Source organism: Metabacillus dongyingensis, from assembly GCF_019933155.2.
GTDB classification, from domain to species: Bacteria; Bacillota; Bacilli; order Bacillales; family Bacillaceae; genus Bacillus_P; species Bacillus_P dongyingensis.
The window spans coordinates 4,300,752-4,318,513 of the sequence record NZ_CP082944.1; the positions used below are offsets into that span (position 1 = coordinate 4,300,752).

Below are 17,762 nucleotides of genomic sequence, written 5' to 3' on the forward strand. Positions count from 1 at the left end.
TTGCAAAAAAACCACAAACAGTTAACAAAACGTAAATCCTTATTACCATAAATTAGGTTTTGCATCTGAACACTTCGTCCCGTTTAAACTTGCAAAATAAAAAATACACGGACCATAAGTCCGCTTCAGCCAGCAGAACAACACGGATCGAGGATAGCAAGCCATGTTATTGGTTCAGGTATTAAGTTTCATATCTTGCTCTTTTCAAGCGCTTTTAATTAATTTAATATTATTTATTTTTATCATATGACTTTAATTGTTTGAAATCATAAAACAGAATTACCCTTTTTGTTGATTTTTACAAACGCCAGTTACATAATATCCATAAGGGTGAACTTTGATATAGTTAAAATAGGACCAATTTACTTGAAAATAGATCATTTTAAGTGATAAACGGAGTTAAAATCAAATAATATATTTTTTAAAAAGAAGCAGGTGAAATGAAATGAACAAACCGGCTAATGAAGCCTTTAAATACAATGCTGACCGTCTTGAAGATGTCGCTGACCGCATCAGCGAGGTTCTTCAATGCCCGATCACGATTGAAGATATAAATCACCGCCTTCTCGCATACAGCACACATGATGACTGTACAGACCCAGCGAGGATATCAACGATCATCGGAAGGCGCGTTCCGGAGAAAGTCATTAACAGTTTATGGAAAGACGGGACGATTCCAATGCTTCTGCAAACAGATGAGCCTATCCGCGTAAAAAACATTGAGGAAGTGGGTCTTGGCAACAGGATTGCCATATCCATCTGGAAAAACAATGAAGTTCTTGGTTTTATCTGGGCCTTGGAAATTAATAAAAGGCTGACAGATGATGAGCTTGAACTTTTAAAGAAAGCTGCTCAAGTTGTTAAAAATAAGCTTCTAAACCTGCATAACCGCAAATCGAAAAAGGAAGAGCGGAACCAGGAGTTTTTCTGGAAACTGCTTACCGGGCATATCAACAAGGAAACTGACATAATCAATGGCTTTCATGATATCGGCATTACCCCTCCCTCTCAGCATTCCGTTGTCTTGTTCCGTTTCAGCGATGAAATTAAAGATCCCACTGAAAAACAAATTAATTATCTGCTTCAAACAACTCAGCAGGTTCAAATTATCCTTTCTACTCTTGATCAGAATGAACTGATTATCCTGCTTGCGCCTAAAAGCGGCGAGCCTCTTTCGGATATTAAACAATTTGTCGACTGGACCATCCTTCAGCTTAAAGAGCGATTCATGATCGACGATGTGAAGGCGGCAATAGGAAGTATATATAAAGAAGCTGAGCAAATTGAACTCAGCTATACAGAAGCAATCGCCGTTCAAAACATTAAAAAACGTTTTGTTTCAGAAACAGTCGGGCTCATCAGCTTTTCAGAACTGGGCATCTATCAATATTTGGATTTACTTCATGAAAAACGAAAGCAGGAAGGGTTTATAAACTATCCTCTTCTAAAACTGAAGGAATATGATGAGATGCATCACACAAACCTTATTGAAACACTGGAAGTTTACTTAGACAAAGACAGCAATGTGAACGATGCTGCCAAAGCGCTTAATATACATGTCAATACATTAAGCTACAGAATCAAACGCATTTCGCAGATTGCCGAGCTTGATTTAAGAGATCCAAATCAAAAAATAACTGTATATCTTAACTTAAAGCTTGATAAAATGAGTTTGTGAAATTTCACAAAAGATCAGAAATCCTTTCTCTTTTTTAAACAAACAAATGTGTGAGAAAACGCTTTATACTAATCTCATATTCAAGAAATCATCACACATTTCAAGACAAGCGGCACAGTATAAACTGGCTGTTAAAGGAGGAAGGGTTTCAAATGATTATTGGAGTACCTAAAGAGATTAAAAATAATGAAAATCGTGTTGCATTAACGCCTGGCGGGGTTACACAATTTGTGGCAACTGGACATAAAGTACTTATCGAAAAAGACGCAGGAATTGGAAGCGGTTTCACAAATGAAGACTATCTTACTGCCGGTGCAGTAATTGCAGAAGATGTTAAGGATGTATGGGCTGCTGAAATGGTTATGAAGGTTAAAGAACCTTTAGCATCTGAATATGTGTATTTCCGCGAAGGACTTATTCTTTTCACATACTTGCATTTAGCTGCTGAACCAGCTCTTGCAGAGGCGCTTAAAAATAAAGGTGTTACAGCTATTGCTTACGAAACAGTAACAACTGGACGCACACTTCCATTGCTTACTCCTATGAGTGAAGTAGCTGGACGCATGGCAGCACAAATTGGCGCACAATTCCTTGAAAAACCAAAAGGCGGCAAAGGCATTCTCCTTGCAGGTGTACCGGGAGTAAGCCGCGGCAAGGTAACAATTATCGGCGGCGGTGTAGTTGGAACAAACGCTGCAAAAATGGCGATCGGCTTAGGCGCAGATGTTACAATTATTGATTTAAGTGCTGACCGTCTTCGTGAATTAGACGATATTTTCGGCAATCAAATTAAGACATTGATGTCTAACCCCATCAATATTGCAAATGCAGTTGCAGAAGCAGACCTATTAATCTGTGCTGTCCTAATCCCTGGTGCAAAAGCTCCGACACTCGTATCTGAAGCAATGGTTCAATCAATGAAACCAGGCTCAGTTATCGTTGACGTAGCCATCGACCAAGGCGGTATCGTTGAGACAGTTGATCACATTACCACTCATGATAACCCAACTTATGAGAAGCATGGCGTTGTTCACTATGCTGTAGCAAACATGCCTGGAGCTGTTCCAAGAACATCAACACTTGCTCTTACGAACGTAACAGTGCCATACGCTATGCAAATTGCAAACAAAGGCGTGAACAAGGCAATCGCTGACAACCTTGCGCTTAAAGCAGGTGTCAACGTTGCAAAAGGCGATATCACGTATGAAGCGGTAGCCCGCGATCTTGGCTATACATTCGTTCCTGTTGATGTAGCACTTGATAAAGAAATCGCTGTAAACTGATTCGATTAAAAATCTGATGAAATACAGAAAGAGCATGGAGGCTGCCTCCATGCTCTTTTTTTGACGTACTACTCCTTGTTCGGAGGTACAGCACAGCTTCCGTCTGCGCAAAATGCGTCATTACCGCTGTCTTCAGACAGGTCCTGCAAGGTTAGTTCAGGATTTTCTTCTTCCCAGACCTTCTGGAGCGCACCAGCAAATGTTTCTGCCCTCTGCGCCCCTGAAATCGCATATTTTTGATTGATGACAAAATAGGGCACTCCGCTTATGCCGTATTGCTGCGCAATTCCTTCATCATTTCGCACTTCAGCCGCATATGCAGTTTTGTCACCCAGAACTTCTAATGCTTTCTGCCGCTCAAGCCCTGATGCTTCTGCCAGATCTGCTAGGGTATGTTGTTCTCCCAGATCTTTATTATCTGTAAAATAGGCGTAAAGAAGGTTTTCTGTGATAGCCTCTTCTTTACCGTGTGTTTTAGCGAACTTTGCCAGGCGGTGAGCGTCAAATGTATTTGTTGGCTTCATCTTGTCAAAGCGGAAAGTCAGACCAGCACTTTTCGCCTGTTTCCCGATTCCGGCATTCGCTTCCTTCGCTTGTTCAATCGTCATGCCATATTTAGATGCCAATGCCTCATCAATTGTTTTCCCGCTGTTTAGTGGAGCATTTTGATCCAGTTCAAAGCTCTTATATACCACTTCAACTTGATCTTTATGCGGAAATTCAGCCAGCGCTTCTTCTAATCTGCGCTTCCCTATATAACAAAATGGACAGACAAAGTCAGACCATACTTCAATTTTCATAAGAACACCTCATTCACTCATAGATTGCTTCTATAGTAGCATAACCTATTTTAAAAGCGCAGGCGCTATGCTTAGTTCCGTTCAAACCGGGGAGTCAGGCCACCCTGTATATTGGTATCATTTCCTTAAACATCAACATTAAACTATGCTCATGCTCTGCCTGTTAATATGGAAAATTTCAGGAACAGCAATTCTTCAAAAAACGGCCTTTTTCTTATCTGAACATATCAAAGACTCTAATAAAAGTGGTAAGGTGAATATAAGAAAATAGAAACGGGGAATGAAAGATGAAGAAAGAACAGGTACTTCCTTACCTTGGCGCTGTATTAAATGCCTCAATAGTCGGACTTACCTTTTTATTTACAAAGCTTGCGCTTGAAGATGCTTCGCCGATCGATACACTCTCATACCGGTTTACACTGGGGTTTCTTGTTTTACTGGTTCTTCAATTCTTTGTGCCTATTAAAATGCCATCATTTAAGAATAATGGAAAATCTCTTGCTTTTCTGCTGCTGCTTGCTTTATTTTATCCGACAATGTTTTTTAGTTTCCAGGCATTCGGGCTGCTTTATACAACATCTGCAGAAGGCGGCATCCTGATGGCTTTTGCGCCAATCTTAACCGCCTTGCTTGCTTCTGTTTTTTTAAAGGAAAAAACCAGCATGATACAAGTTCTGTTTATTTTCATGTCGATTTTCGGTGTTGTCTATATATTCTTCATGAAAGGGGCAGGCATCGAATTTAACAGTATGCTTGGATTTCTTTTATTGTTCATTGCCTGTTTATCGATTGCAGGGTACACAGTTCTTGCGAGATTTCTGTCTGTTTCATATTCGCCCCTTCAGCTTAGTTTTATTATGGTGACATTCGGGTTTATCTTTTTTAATCTGTACGCTATGATACAGCATTTGGCTGCAGGTGATTTTGTTCAATATATTTCGCTGTGGACAAACGTCCCATTTTTATTATTCACATTCTATTTAGGTGTTTTTGCTACACTATTGACTTCTTTTCTGTCAAACTACATTCTATCGAAAATTCCAGCTTCTCAAATGAGTGTGTTCGCTAACTTATCAACCGTCATTTCAATTGTAGCAGGAGCGGTTATCCTGAATGAAACCATTTATTTCTATCACTGGATAGGTGCTTTTTTCATTATCGCCGGGGTTATCGGAACAAACGCATTTAAACAAAAACGAGATTCAGCAGATGATACAGACTAAATGGATTCAGCAGGAAGGATGATATGAACTGTCGTTCCGCGTCCTTCCTCGCTTTCAAATAGAATCTCTCCTGCATGCTCTTCCCGGATGATTTTATAGCAAACCGTTAATCCAAGGCCCGTCCCTTTATCCTTTGTCGTATAAAAAGGTTCACCTAATTTCTCCATTCGTTCTTGACTTAAACCAATTCCTTCATCCGAAATAGAGATCCGAATGCTGCCATCTGCCAAACGCTCTATAGCAGTTTCCACGGTTCCTCCATCAGGCATGGACTCAATTGCATTTTTTACTAAATTTATAAAAACCTGTTTTAAATGATTTTTATTCCCGCTGACTTTAAATAAGTCTGCTTCGTGATTAAGCACAAGGCTGATGTTATTTTGAAGAGCACTGCTTTTCATTAGTGTCAGAACGTCTTCAATGACTGCTTTCAAGTCAACAGATAAGACTGTTTGCATTTGCGGCTTGGCAATTAAAAGCAGCTCGCCTACTACCTCGTTGATTCTGTCAATTTCTTCTGACATGACTCTTAAATGTTCGCCTCTCTGCTTCATAAGCTCATCTTCCTGCAGAAATTGCACAAAACCTTTTATTGATGTCAGCGGGTTTCGGATCTCATGAGCAATGCTTGCCGCTAATTCTCCGATGACGCTCATTTTTTCTGTTTTTAAAATAACCTCTGCATCCCTTTTCTTCTGTGTCACATCATTGCCGATGCAAAGAATATATGTCTCCCCTTCCAATCTTACAGGGATCTTTGTCACTTCAATCCACCTAGTATTTCCGGCTGAATCAATCGCAAGCTCAGGCTCCGCCCATTTCTCTGTTTCCCCGGCAAGAATCCGAAGCTCTTCATCGCGGATTTTCTTGATCTGATCCGGCTGATTATTAAAGTCAGAATCAATCTTTCCTATTAACTCATGTACTTCTTTACCGTATAAAGCGGACATTGCCTTGTTAATCAGAACAAACTTAAGCTCATGGTTCTTTACATAAATATAACTTGGGTTTAAATCCATTACTTTGTGAAGAAAATCCTTCTGATCCCTCAAATCCCTGTTCATCAACTGAATTCTTTTTGAATGCATGTTGAAGTAAGCCATAAAGATAATAAAGGTCGAGAGAACCGACCCAAAGCTGGATAAAAAAAGCGGAACCACTTGATAGCCTGATAGAATACCATTAAAAAAGACGAATAAAATCGATGTGCAGAAAAAAATACTGAATGAACGCAAATCCTTATTAGTAAGTTTCTTCGACACAACGATAAGCATAATGATGTTTATAAATACAAAAAAGACATTCAAATAGTACGTCCAGTTTAACGGTCCAAAAACCGGATAATAATGATCCGGGAAAAAGTCATCCTTTATCATTTTTAAACCGGATACTCCATATGACGTTAAATTAATAGCAAAAACAGCCAGGCTCCAGATAATGAGCATGATGAGTATTTTAATATTAATAAAACGGAACCACTGCTTTTTTTCGGCTTCGTTTTCTTGATTTATCATTAAGTACATAAAATAAAATAAAATCGGCATGATCATAATCGACCCAAAACGACCTATTTGAAATAAAGTTTCTGCTGTTTCCATAGAAAATAAATCAGTGCCATATAAAAGAGCAACGTCTATTTGCCAAATAAAAAGCATGATTAAGAAATAAACGATCGCTCTTGATAAGATGGTTTTCTCATTCATATATATAATCATCCCAAGCAGCAGAGGGATGAGAGAAACAAGGCCAAGCACAGTAAAGTACATTGTAAGTCACTCCGAACTTTCGTATGAAATTGCCAACCTTCTCATTATAGACGAAGTTTGGAAATTGCGGCTATCTCATTTTTTCCTGAGGCTTCCGTATTACCTGAGTACGTCCAGTTTCAAGTCAGATTCATACCCCTAAAAAATACACCTGAATCATACAGGTGTATTTTTTCAATCCCATGTAAACCGCTCTTCTTTCCACGGATCTCCATTCATATGATACCCATTTCTCTCCCAGAATCCAGGGTGATTGTGTTCTGTAAACTGGATTGCACGTATCCATTTTGCACTTTTCCAGAAGTACAAATGCGGAAAAACAGCTCTGAATGGAAAACCATGCTCCGGCGTAAGCGGTTCTCCGTTATGGGAATGAGCAAGCAGACTCGTTTCCTTTAGGAAATCATCAAGCGGCAAATTTGTTGTCCAGCCCTCCTCGGCATGGAGAATGCAATAGTTCGCGTTCTCATGCAGTCCCAAATCCTTCACGAGCTCTCGGGTGCTGATTCCTCTCCATACATTATCAAGCTTGGACCATCCCGTTACGCAATGAATATCGTTGCCCTGATCGATTTGCTTCATCTCCATCAAATCTTTATATGTAAATCTCTTAGGATGATTAAGTAAGCCAAATACTTGCAGATCCCATTTGCTTATATCCTCGTAATTAGGAACATTGCCTGCGTGAAGAACTGGAAATTTGGTTGTGACATGCTGATTAGGCGGAACCCGATTGGGATCTCCTTTGCTTTTGACTTTGCCGAAATACATATTGATACCTCCTCTTTAGTTAACTTCAATAAAATAAAGTTGACATATTTAACTGGATTCAGTACTCTTTTTATAGAAAGATACACAGCATCTATGGGGGATGAGAGAATGAAAAATAAATTAAAAGCTTATGATTTAGCACTCGTCGGAATGTTTGCAGCTTTAATGGCGATTGGTGCAAACCTCACTTCATTTTTAACAGTTGGAACGGTTCCGTTATCAATGCAGCCCTTTTTCTGTATTTTAGCAGGTTTGCTGCTCGGAAGCAGATTAGGCGCATTATCTATGATTGTTTATGCACTCGCAGGAATAGCAGGTGCACCTGTCTTCGCACAGTTCAGCGGAGGAATTGGAGTTATTTTCGGCAGTACCGGCGGGTTTATTTTATCCTATATTGCTGCTGCTTATGTAGCAGGCAAAATTATTGAAGCAAGCAAAAAACCAGCACTTTCCGTTTTTTTCCTTTCATCATTTGCAGGAATTGCTCTTATCTATATTATCGGAACGTCTTATATGTACGCAGCTCTTAATTATTGGCTGAATGTTGAAATGAGCTATACTGGCGCATGGCTTGTGATGACATGGTTTATTGTGAAAGATATAATCTTTACAGCCATTGGCGCTGTCATTGCTCCACGCATTTATACAGCTGTAAATAAAGCTTCGAGACTTGGGAAGCATCGCGCTGCCTGATCTGAAAGATACGTATGAAAAAAACACATGAGAAATCATGTGTTTTTTATTTGATCTCACCCTTATTTTCTTCAAGATATTTTAATTCTTCGTCTTTGGACAGCACGCCTGTTGCTTTGCCTATCGTACCGCCCTGAAGGCTCCATATTGCATTGTGGTCTCTGTCAGCATCTGCATAATCATTTTCAAGCCATCTGCTGAGGATATCCAAATATAAATCCGAGTTTTCAAAGGCTTCTTTGTCGCTTTCAATTTGTTTGATTAAATAAAGAATTCTCTCTTCCGTGATTTCAAAGTGAATCCACTTATCTTTGGCCTCCACTTTTTGGTGAGACATCCCGTGCAGATATTTTTGTATTTGATCTTCTGTAATCGTCGCTCCGCCTACTGGAAATGGGTTATTGCTTAAATCTATTTCAGCAAGCTTCTCCGAACTTTCATTAATTGTCTTATTTACTTGTTCTGTACTTTGTACAGGTGTATGGATCGTTTCGGTGAAAATATAAAAAATAACACCCGCACAGCATAGCAATAATATCATTGCACCTGTGAGAAACTTATGCTGTTTCATCCATTTCATTCACTGCACCCCTATCTTTTTTATACTAAATAGTTCTATTCATCTATTTATATCTCCTTCTCCGGTAAAGATTGTTGCATAACTAGACAAAATCCGATAAAATCTTACAGTATCCTAGATTTCATGTATAAAAGATTCCTAAATTGGAAAATACTTAGTGTGAGATCTTGTGAAAGAGGTGAGCTTACATGACAGTATTGCAAATGAAGCGCTATTTCTTAAATGAAAAAGAACGCGAAACATACGAGAATACTCTTTTAAAAAGACAGCCGGAACTATTAGAGAGAATCCTGGAAATGGATGACGAAGAGTTATTAGAGAGATTGAAATAAGAAAAGCGAAGCTTAACATCATAGAAAAGCTCTGGCGCCTGTCAGGAGACAGAGCTAAGCATCGAAATAGCAGAGAAAAGGCCGCCCTGTTTATATGCAGGCGGCCTTTTCTCTTTTTCTATTAAAGGACAATTGCCGCAATCCATCCGAAAATAACCAATGGAATGTTATAATGCAGGAATGTCGGCACACATGTATCCCAAATATGATCATGCTCTCCGTCAGCATTTAAACCCGACGTTGGACCAAGTGTGCTGTCAGATGCAGGTGAACCTGCATCACCGAGCGCTCCGGCAGTACCTATGAGTGCAATGGTTGCCATAGGGCTAAAGCCCAGCTCAAGGCAAAGCGGTACAAAAAGAGTCGCAATAATCGGCACTGTTGAGAACGATGAACCGATCCCAGTAGTAACTAAAAGGCCTACAAGCAGCATTAACACCGCTGCAAGCGACTGATTGCCGTCAATTAAATCTGCAGAAGTTTTCACCAAAGAATCAATATGACCTGTTTCTTGCATAACAGCTGAAAATCCTGAAGAAGCAAGCATGACAAATCCTATAAATGCCATCATCCTCATTCCGTTAGTCAGAAGCTGATCCGCTTCGTTCCATTTCATTGATCCTGTTGCATAGAGGACAGTAATTCCGGCCAAAGCGCCGAAAATCATCCCTTCTACTTCTAGTTTCTGAGAAAGGAACAACTGAACACTTAATGAAACAACAATTGCCAGAATAGCAAAAGACACACTTTTTTTCGTATAAACAACAGGAGTCTGTCCAGCTATTTCTTTTGTCTCATACATACGTCTCTTTCTGAACGTAAAGAATGAAATGACTAAACCGACGAGCATACCTGCAGAAGGAATCAGCATCGCCTGAGGAATATCCTTCAAACTTACAGTTAAGCCGCCTGCTGCTATACTCTTTTGAAGAATACCATGGTATATGGCTCCGAATCCTACCGGCAACAGCATATAGGGTGTAATTAATCCAAATGAAATGACAATGGCAATTAAACGGCGGTCCAACTGCAATTGATTCAATACCTTTAATAAAGGCGGGATTAAGACAGGTATAAATGCGATGTGAACAGGTACAACATTTTGAGAGAAAATAGATATAATCAATATAATCATGATAATAAGTACTTTTGAAAGAGTTTTCCTTCTCTCTTCTCCTTCTTTACCAACTAGCTTAATAGCTGCTTCCACCATTGCATCAGGCAAGCCTGTTTTTGACAGAGCAACAGCAAATGCGCCAAGAAGAGCATAACTCAGGGCAACAGTCGCGTTCCCGCCAAGACCGCCTGTAAATGTTTCAATTGTCGCTTTTAAATCCAGTCCGCCTGTTAAACCTCCAACAAGTGCGCCTGCCACTAAGGAAAATACAACATTTACCCTCAGCAAACTTAAAACAAGCATGACCAAAACAGCCAAAATAACTGCATTCATCTATAAAACCTCCGGAATCTTCTTACTTTAGTATGCTAATGTATTAGTGAGATAAAATTCAATAGAATTAAAATAACATATTTTCTTTTTTAGTGTCAATGTTAAAATTTTATTATATTAGCAGACTAAAGGATTATAGAATAAGGATGGATTTATTTTGAATGATGCAATCTTTCCGAAAATGAATGAATCCATTCCATTTCCATACAAAAAAAGGCACTGAAATCAGTGCCTTCCCCCGTCATTAAACCTCAAAACGTTCTACAAATGCTGCAAGTGTCCGAGCCATGACACCAGTGCCGCCAGAAGGTCCAAGATCATCTGCATTCGAAGATGTCGCTGTTCCTGCGATATCTAAATGCACCCATGGAGTACCTTCTGCAAATTCTCCAATAAATGTCCCCGCCATGATGGCATGACCTTCACGTCCAGGGGAATTATTCAAATCCGCCATTTTACTGCCGCGAACTTTATCAATGTCTTTTTTTGTAATCGGCAATCTCCAGATTGGCTCCCCGCATTCATGGGATGCCTCTAACACTTGCTCAAATAATGCTTCATTATTTGTCATCGCACCTGTTGTATGTGTTCCTAGAGCAATGATGACTCCGCCTGTCAATGTCGCAACATCTACTAAATAATTAGCGCCATGATGCTTGGCATATGTGATGCCGTCAGCAAGGACTAATCGGCCCTCTGCGTCTGTATTGAGCACTTCAATCGTTTTTCCGCTCATCGAAATGATGACATCATCAGGCTTGAAAGCATTGCCGCTGATCATGTTGTCAGTTGATGGAATGACAGCGAGTACGTTTTGTTCAGGCTTCAGTTTTCCAATGATCTCCATCGCTCCTAAAACAGCTGCTGCTCCACCCATATCCGATTTCATTCCGACGATGCCGTCTTTCGGCTTAATTGAGTAACCTCCAGTATCAAAGGTGATGCCTTTACCAACCAGACCAATCACATCTGTCCATTCTTCTTTTCCCTGGTATTTAAGAACAATCATTTTCGGCGGTTCATCAGATCCCTTGTTCACGGCAAGGAGAGCACCCATTCCAAGCTTCTCCATATCTTCTTTTTCAAGCACTTCATATTCAAAACCGTATTTTCCAGCGATATCCACAGAGTATTTAGCAAGTTCCGTTGCAGTTAAAATATTACCGGGCATGTTGACAAGCGTTCTTGCAGAGTTTGTTCCTTCTCCGAATGCAGATCCAACTGCAAGACTTGAACGTATTTCGGCATCATCCTCATTTGAAATGATCGTAACTTGGTTGACGTTTCGTTCCGGCTCATTTGATTTTTGTTTATAGTCCTGTATTTTATAAGTAGAAAGCGGAAGAACTTCTGCTAATGCGTGAGCAGCTTCGTTTGCCTGAACATGTTCACTTGTGAATGTATCAAGAACGATTGAAAAAGATTGAATTTTATCTTTTTGCAGCGATTTGAACAGCTTCGCAAAAGACTCTCTTGCAGCATCAAAATCATATTCCTTTTCTTTGCCAAGGCCTGTAAAGTAAATTCGTTTTGCGCCGATTTTACCAAGAGTATGTACTTTCGAGATTTCTTTCTTATTGGCAGAAATATCCCCCTCTTTTACAAGCACTGAAAAATGACCTTCAAGCTTTTGGTCAAGCTCAGCTAAGGGGCCATCAAACGAGCTTGTTTTTTGAAATAATCCAAAAATGATTGTTTCTTCGTTCCATTTAATTGATGATTGAACATGAAACATGAAAACACACCTCCATTAATAGTTAGGTTTTCCATGCTCTTCTTCAAGGTATAGAAAAAGAGCAGGCAATTTAGGCAGCTGCCCGGCTTTTTCAAAAGAAACCGACTGAATGCCGGAAGGAATAATTACCAGACATTCTTCAATGAATGCATTTACTTTTTCAAGGTCCACTCCCCAATGGAATGGGCGGTAGGACTGTATGTAAGAGTGTCCTGCTTGCATCATGAGCCTTGCTCCTTTAATATTGCCATATTCGTAATGATAAATAGCAACTGTCATTTGCAGCAGCCCTTTTAGAAATAAGTTATCCTTCTCCGTCAGCCAGATTAATTCAAGCAAATCATGGCAAGTATAATAATCGCCTTCATTAAAATGGATAAAAAACTGATAATATTCTATTGGGTAAAGAGTCACGTGGCATGCACTCCTCTCTGACCTTATTGTATCAAAGGATAAAAAGTTTTTATACTATTTGAACAAATGACAGAGGATAAGGACATGTATGCATGGAACTATACCATACAGTCAATTACAGAGTATTTATATTTGAACGGAAAGGATGTCCGACCTCATGGAGATACTACTTAATTTCCCGCTGCTAGCTTCCCTGACAGCCATTTTCTTTGCACAATTTGTAAAAGTGCCGATAACGTATATTGCGACTCGGAAAATTGACTGGTCTCTTATTTTAAGCACTGGGGGAATGCCCAGTTCCCACTCTGCGGCCGTTACGGCACTTGCAACAGGGGTCGCTCTTGATAACGGGCTTGCCTCTTCCCTTTTTGCTGTTTCAGCGGTTTTTGCTATCATTACAATGTTTGATGCCACTGGAGTAAGAAGACACGCCGGAGAGCAGGCCACAGTTCTTAATAAACTTGTAACTGACTTTAATACATTTGTCGGCGAGGCAAAAGCATGGCCTCAGCAAGAAGAAAAAGAAAAACAAAAGAAATTGAAAGAACTTCTGGGACATCAGCCTATTGAGGTATTCTTCGGAGGATTAACAGGAATTTTATTGACCCTGTTCCTTCACTATCTATTCATTATGTAAGGAGGGATTGCTATGCGGCTTATATCCATCTGTCCAAGCAACACAGAGCTTGCCGCCTATTTAGGCCTGACTGACGATCTTATCGCGGTCGACGATTATTCAGACTGGCCGGAACTAGTGAATAATCTGCCGCGTCTTGGACCTGACTTATCCATTAATATGGATCTGGTAGAACAACTGCAGCCTGACCTTGTTCTAGCTTCATTAAGTGTGCCGGGTATGGAAAAAAACGTTGAAGAGCTTATAAAAAGGAATATTCCTCACCTTGTTTTAAATCCCCAATCCTTTGAGGATATAGGAAACGATCTTATGGCCGTAGGTATAGCGGCAGGTAAAGAAAAAGAAGCCAAGGCAGTTGTCTCCCGCTATTATGGGATTTTAAAGGATTATAAAGAAAAAGCATCAAATCTTGATAACCGTCCAACTGTTTATTTTGAATGGTGGCCTAATCCGATTTTTACACCTGGTCAAGTAAACTGGCTAACTGAAATGTGTGAATTGGCAGGAGGGCGCAATAGTTTCCATGATGTGGAGCTTGCGAGTGTCCAAACCAGCTGGGATGACATTATCCGCAGAAATCCTGATCATATTTGTCTTGCATGGGTCGGCGTTAAGCAAAGCAGAATGAAAGTCCAGCATGTCCTGAAGCGGGAATCAGCAGAAAACCTTACAGCAGTAAGGGAAAATCGGATTCATCTTCTTGAGGAACAGCTTTATTGCAGACCATCGCCCAGACTCTTAAACGGGCTTGCGAAACTTGCTGTCATCCTTCATCGGGAACACTTTCCGCAGCCTGAAGAGACAGATTACTTAACTTCTAATACATAGAAAAAGCTCAGGTACTATAACCTGGGCTTTTTCCACAGTTGGAATACTCATTAATTCTAAATTTTTATTATTCCTTATGATTTCAAGGTGATTCATTGAATTCTATGACTTTCAAGATTAACCACTTTCCGCTGAAATCACCTCAGGGCCGCGGGACCAACAAGGAGTCACTGTGCTAGTTAACTTTTGGTTTTCGGCTTCATGTATTTTTGACGAAATGCCTGCATAGACTTATCTTCATTCAGTTTCGTCAGTTCATTTTCAGTTAATCGTCCGTTTCCTTTTTGAACGATATATATGTCTAACGTTTTTTTGCCCCAGGATTGAAATACTTCATCAACAGTATCGTAATAAAGATCCAGTTCATTCCCCTTAATCGCTCCGCCCTTGTCTGCTACAACACCAAAGCCGTAACCCGGAATAAAAAGAATGGTTCCTATCGGAAACACACTTAAATCAGCTGCTATTGTTGAATACAAATCTCTTTTTACTTTCACTCCAGAATACGTAATACCATATTCTGGATGTTCAGGTTTTTTGCCTGTTGATTCATAGCCTGCCGTGTATCCGGTTGCTGTTACTTCTTTTTTCGGATATTGTGACCAGTTAATTTCATTTTCAAGCGACATTTGATTTAAAGAACTTCCGCTTGAAGAAATCGCAGTTGCGACCGTTTTTTCATTGTGCAGAGATTTCGGGATAAGGCCTGTCAGCTTATAGGGATGGCTTTCACTTGCCAAGATGCCTTTGCTCCACCCATTTATATCAGACAGATCCTTTGCCTCCACACCTGAAAAAGCTTTTAAAGTGGTACCGAGCGCTACTAGCAGTAATAGTGTCATTAATAGACGCCTTGACCAGGTTTTTGTCCTATCCATTTACGATGTGTTCACTCCTCTCACATCAATAATCGTTTCCAAATGATAAACGAAATATTCAAGATAGAGAGGAATCCATATTTTACAAGTTTTGATTTCTGCAAATAAAAAAGATCTGTACTCTTGTACAGATCACCTTTTAAAACATTTGATAGCCTCTTTTGCGGAGCATGTTAATAACAATTCCGGACACAATCGCTCCGATAAAACCGCAGACCAGTATTAGAATATCTGCCAAAGCCAAAGATAGAATACGCTCTCCTAAAGATGAAAAAGATGGTCCAGGTGAGGTAAAGTATTGAGTGACTCTCACATTATCTACAATCAATATACAGACAATCGGATAGATAATAGCCATGATCCAAGACATGCGAAGCAGCATATTCAGCAAGAAACCGATTCCAAAAAATAAAACAAAGAATAAAAGCATCGAAATTATCAATACAGGTAAAAACAAGTCATCGCCTCCAGTACACCTATTTAAGTGTACTGAACAAGCGATATTCAGTCAATTGTAAAAAAATTGAACGTTTTATGAAGACTTCTTTCCTGTTCCGTTGCAGCAATCGCACGTTTCTGAACCGCCAAGAAGCAATTGGAAATAACCTTTCCCCGAACAATATGGACATTCTTTCTTTTCAATAGCAGATGCATTCATAATCTATTCTCCCCTCTGTCAAGTATCTCTTTTTTGATATTGAAAATACTATATCAGGTTCTTTGTAAAGGATAAAGGGAGAAAATCTCACGGGATTCTTGATGTAAGCGAATACATCAAGCTCTTCCTTCTATTTACTCAATTTTTCTTATTATTTTGAAAATTATAAAAATAAGCGATATGACGTGTAACCAAACTGATCACCGGGGTTTAGACCATCTATTTTATAAAGCATTTTCTCAAACATTTCCTCTGCAAATGACTGAAGCAGCAGGGAGGCATCCTCGTCATCCTTAAGAAAATTGGGAGGAAAAAAGGCAGCTTCAAATAACTCATCTTCCTGTACGATAATTTTTGATGAATTCGCCTTGAGTTTAAAAATAATCATATTATCGCTGATTGTACTTTGAATGACTCCTGACCGGATGCCAATAACACCCTGCACTTCAGCTTCAATTCCCGTTTCCTCATGAATTTCGCGAACAATCGCCTCATCGAGCGTTTCCCCTTCATTTACGAATCCGGCTGGAAAAGACCACTTCCCTTTTAACCCACCGTATTTCTTTTTCACGACAAGCCAGTCCCCGTTTTCATTTTCAACTACACCAGATACAGCAATCCATACATTCCCCCGCTTATTTGCCACCATAATCTCCCCTTTTGACTTACTATATTAAATTAGATTTTTTCGATAAAAAAAAAGACAAAAGCTTAGAAAGCTCTTGTCTTTTATTTTACTCTACTTCTTAGAAAAATTTAAATTTACCTTTTTTAACGACTAATCCTGCTCCGCCAACCATTAATAGAGCACGGTTATCAATCATTTTTTTCATGAATGAAGCTTTTGTTCCCATAACTTTCTTGCCAAATACCATACCTACAGCGTCATCTTCGCCAAGTGAAGCAACTGTACCTTTGATGTCTGGTTTGAATTCTTCCATTTCACCCTGGTCGCGAACGGCCACAGCAATGTTTTTAGCTGCTGTAATACCCTGCTGCATAGCAATTTGAGCTGTTGGAGGATATGGACGGTTGATTTCTTCGTTGATTACTAGAGAACAGTCGCCAATGATGAATACATCTTCATGGCCTGGTGCTCTTAAGTAAGAATCAACCTTTACACGCCCGCGCATGTTTTCAAAGCCAGCTTCTTCAACGATGCTGTTTCCGCGCACACCTGCTGCCCATACAACTGTATCAGATTTAATTTCTTCCATTACGTCATCTTTTGCAACAATGATGCCGTCTTCAACACATTCTTTAATGGCTGTGCCGATTTTGAATTCTACACCTTTACGCTCTAAGTGGTTTACAGCGTATTCTACTAGCTCTGGATCAAATCCAGGAAGAGCTGTTGGAGCAGCTTCTACACAGATGATGCGTACTTTCTTATGATCAACATCGTACTCACGGCAAAGCTCAGGAACACGGTTAGCAAGCTCTCCAAGGAATTCGATGCCAGTGAAGCCAGCTCCGCCCACAACGATTGCAAGGCGCTGATCGCGCTTTACTTCTTCAGTGTTGTAAGTAGCGAATTGATATTCGATATGCTCGCGCAATTGACGCGCTGCATTAATGTTTGTAATACCGAAAGCGTACTCTTTCAAGCCTTTGATACCGAATGTTTCTGGATGAGATCCAAGAGAAATCACTAGGTAGTCATACTCAAGCTCGCCATTTGAAAGAACAATTTTCTTTTCATCTTTGTTGATGGAAACAACTGTTTCTTTCACAAATTTTACACGGCTGTTATCAATAACATCCTTGACTTGGTATCTTGCTTTATCATGATGCAATGTACCTGCTGAAGCTTCATGAAGCCATGTTGTTTCATAGTGATAATCATTTTTGTTAACCAGTGTAAGATCTGCTTCGTTTACACCAATCATTTTTTGAAGACGTGTAACTGCCATTAATCCGCCGTAACCTGCACCTAAAACTACTATTTTGGGCTTTCTCAACCGAATCACATCCACCTTTTTTTTGAATTTGCTGTAAAGAATGAAATAATTTCAATACTAATTATCTTCCGCTGC

At 39.7% G+C, this 17,762-nt stretch carries 19 protein-coding genes; 7 read left to right on the plus strand and 12 right to left on the minus strand.

Annotated features, from left to right (window positions below; genetic code table 11):
• The first annotated feature begins 445 nt into the window (after positions 1-445).
• Positions 446-1,678, plus strand: coding sequence for a sporulation transcriptional activator AdeR (locus tag K8L98_RS21360; protein ID WP_223437949.1), 1,233 nt, complete (start codon positions 446-448; stop codon positions 1,676-1,678).
• Positions 1,679-1,830: 152 nt separating this feature from the next.
• Positions 1,831-2,961, plus strand: a complete 1,131-nt coding sequence (ald, locus tag K8L98_RS21365; protein WP_223437952.1) for an alanine dehydrogenase — start codon at positions 1,831-1,833, stop codon at positions 2,959-2,961.
• A 68-nt stretch (positions 2,962-3,029) separates the two neighbouring features.
• On the opposite strand, the gene K8L98_RS21370 is transcribed toward ald, so the two are convergent.
• Positions 3,030-3,761, minus strand: a complete 732-nt coding sequence (locus K8L98_RS21370; RefSeq protein ID WP_223437955.1) for a DsbA family oxidoreductase — start codon at positions 3,759-3,761, stop codon at positions 3,030-3,032.
• Positions 3,762-4,048: 287 nt separating this feature from the next.
• On the opposite strand from K8L98_RS21370, the gene K8L98_RS21375 reads away from it, so the two are divergent.
• Positions 4,049-4,984 carry a DMT family transporter gene (locus K8L98_RS21375; protein WP_223437957.1) on the plus strand — a complete coding sequence of 312 codons (936 nt, stop codon included), beginning with the start codon at positions 4,049-4,051 and terminating at the stop codon, positions 4,982-4,984.
• Here the strand turns inward: K8L98_RS21375 and K8L98_RS21380 are convergent.
• Together K8L98_RS21380 and K8L98_RS21385 are read right to left on the minus strand one after the other, a co-directional pair.
• Positions 4,981-6,750, minus strand: coding sequence for an ATP-binding protein (locus K8L98_RS21380; protein ID WP_223437959.1), 1,770 nt, complete (start codon positions 6,748-6,750; stop codon positions 4,981-4,983). The two genes, K8L98_RS21375 and K8L98_RS21380, sit on opposite strands and share 4 nt — an antisense overlap.
• Before the next feature lie 174 nt (positions 6,751-6,924).
• A complete protein-coding gene (locus K8L98_RS21385; RefSeq protein ID WP_223437961.1) occupies positions 6,925-7,521 on the minus strand; it encodes a sulfite oxidase-like oxidoreductase in 597 nt (198 codons plus the stop codon).
• A 108-nt stretch (positions 7,522-7,629) separates the two neighbouring features.
• Here K8L98_RS21385 and K8L98_RS21390 point away from each other — a divergent pair, with 108 nt between their 5' ends.
• Positions 7,630-8,214 (plus strand): biotin transporter BioY, encoded by a 585-nt coding sequence (locus K8L98_RS21390; protein ID WP_223437963.1) that lies wholly within the window; start codon positions 7,630-7,632, stop codon positions 8,212-8,214.
• A gap of 46 nt (positions 8,215-8,260) precedes the next feature.
• Here the strand turns inward: K8L98_RS21390 and K8L98_RS21395 are convergent, their stop codons facing one another.
• Positions 8,261-8,794 (minus strand): DUF6241 domain-containing protein, encoded by a 534-nt coding sequence (locus K8L98_RS21395; protein ID WP_223437965.1) that lies wholly within the window; start codon positions 8,792-8,794, stop codon positions 8,261-8,263.
• 188 nt (positions 8,795-8,982) lie between these two features.
• Between K8L98_RS21395 and K8L98_RS21400 the strand changes: the two genes are divergently transcribed.
• Positions 8,983-9,126 carry a hypothetical protein gene (locus K8L98_RS21400; RefSeq protein ID WP_223437967.1) on the plus strand — a complete coding sequence of 48 codons (144 nt, stop codon included), beginning with the start codon at positions 8,983-8,985 and terminating at the stop codon, positions 9,124-9,126.
• 121 nt (positions 9,127-9,247) lie between these two features.
• Here the strand turns inward: K8L98_RS21400 and K8L98_RS21405 are convergent, their stop codons facing one another.
• From K8L98_RS21405 to K8L98_RS21415, 3 genes are all read right to left on the minus strand, one after another.
• Complete coding sequence (locus K8L98_RS21405; protein ID WP_223437969.1) at positions 9,248-10,576, minus strand: Na+/H+ antiporter family protein; 1,329 nt, start codon at positions 10,574-10,576, stop codon at positions 9,248-9,250.
• Between the two features lie 244 nt (positions 10,577-10,820).
• On the minus strand, positions 10,821-12,311 hold the full coding sequence (locus tag K8L98_RS21410; RefSeq protein ID WP_223437971.1) for a leucyl aminopeptidase: 1,491 nt from the start codon (positions 12,309-12,311) through the stop codon (positions 10,821-10,823).
• A 15-nt stretch (positions 12,312-12,326) separates the two neighbouring features.
• On the minus strand, positions 12,327-12,725 hold the full coding sequence (locus tag K8L98_RS21415) for a DUF309 domain-containing protein (protein ID WP_223437973.1): 399 nt from the start codon (positions 12,723-12,725) through the stop codon (positions 12,327-12,329).
• A 157-nt stretch (positions 12,726-12,882) separates the two neighbouring features.
• Here K8L98_RS21415 and K8L98_RS21420 point away from each other — a divergent pair, with 157 nt between their 5' ends.
• Both K8L98_RS21420 and K8L98_RS21425 read left to right on the plus strand, forming a co-directional pair.
• A complete protein-coding gene (locus K8L98_RS21420; RefSeq protein WP_223437974.1) occupies positions 12,883-13,362 on the plus strand; it encodes a divergent PAP2 family protein in 480 nt (159 codons plus the stop codon).
• A gap of 12 nt (positions 13,363-13,374) precedes the next feature.
• Positions 13,375-14,190, plus strand: a complete 816-nt coding sequence (locus K8L98_RS21425; RefSeq protein WP_223437976.1) for a cobalamin-binding protein — start codon at positions 13,375-13,377, stop codon at positions 14,188-14,190.
• A 179-nt stretch (positions 14,191-14,369) separates the two neighbouring features.
• On the opposite strand, the gene K8L98_RS21430 is transcribed toward K8L98_RS21425, so the two are convergent.
• The 5 genes from K8L98_RS21430 to K8L98_RS21450 all read right to left on the minus strand — a co-directional run bounded on the left by K8L98_RS21430 (position 14,370) and on the right by K8L98_RS21450 (position 17,696).
• The gene (locus K8L98_RS21430; RefSeq protein WP_223437978.1) at positions 14,370-15,068 is read right to left on the minus strand and encodes a 3D domain-containing protein; all 699 of its coding nucleotides are present in this window, start codon (positions 15,066-15,068) and stop codon (positions 14,370-14,372) included.
• 139 nt (positions 15,069-15,207) lie between these two features.
• Positions 15,208-15,498, minus strand: coding sequence for a YuiB family protein (locus tag K8L98_RS21435; protein WP_223443658.1), 291 nt, complete (start codon positions 15,496-15,498; stop codon positions 15,208-15,210).
• A 102-nt stretch (positions 15,499-15,600) separates the two neighbouring features.
• Positions 15,601-15,726: a YuiA family protein gene (locus K8L98_RS21440; RefSeq protein ID WP_223437980.1), complete on the minus strand. Its 126-nt coding sequence runs from the start codon at positions 15,724-15,726 to the stop codon at positions 15,601-15,603.
• 163 nt (positions 15,727-15,889) lie between these two features.
• Complete coding sequence (locus tag K8L98_RS21445) at positions 15,890-16,372, minus strand: NUDIX domain-containing protein (protein ID WP_223437982.1); 483 nt, start codon at positions 16,370-16,372, stop codon at positions 15,890-15,892.
• Between the two features lie 100 nt (positions 16,373-16,472).
• Positions 16,473-17,696 carry an NAD(P)/FAD-dependent oxidoreductase gene (locus K8L98_RS21450; protein ID WP_223437984.1) on the minus strand — a complete coding sequence of 408 codons (1,224 nt, stop codon included), beginning with the start codon at positions 17,694-17,696 and terminating at the stop codon, positions 16,473-16,475.
• Between the last annotated feature and the right edge of the window lie 66 nt (positions 17,697-17,762).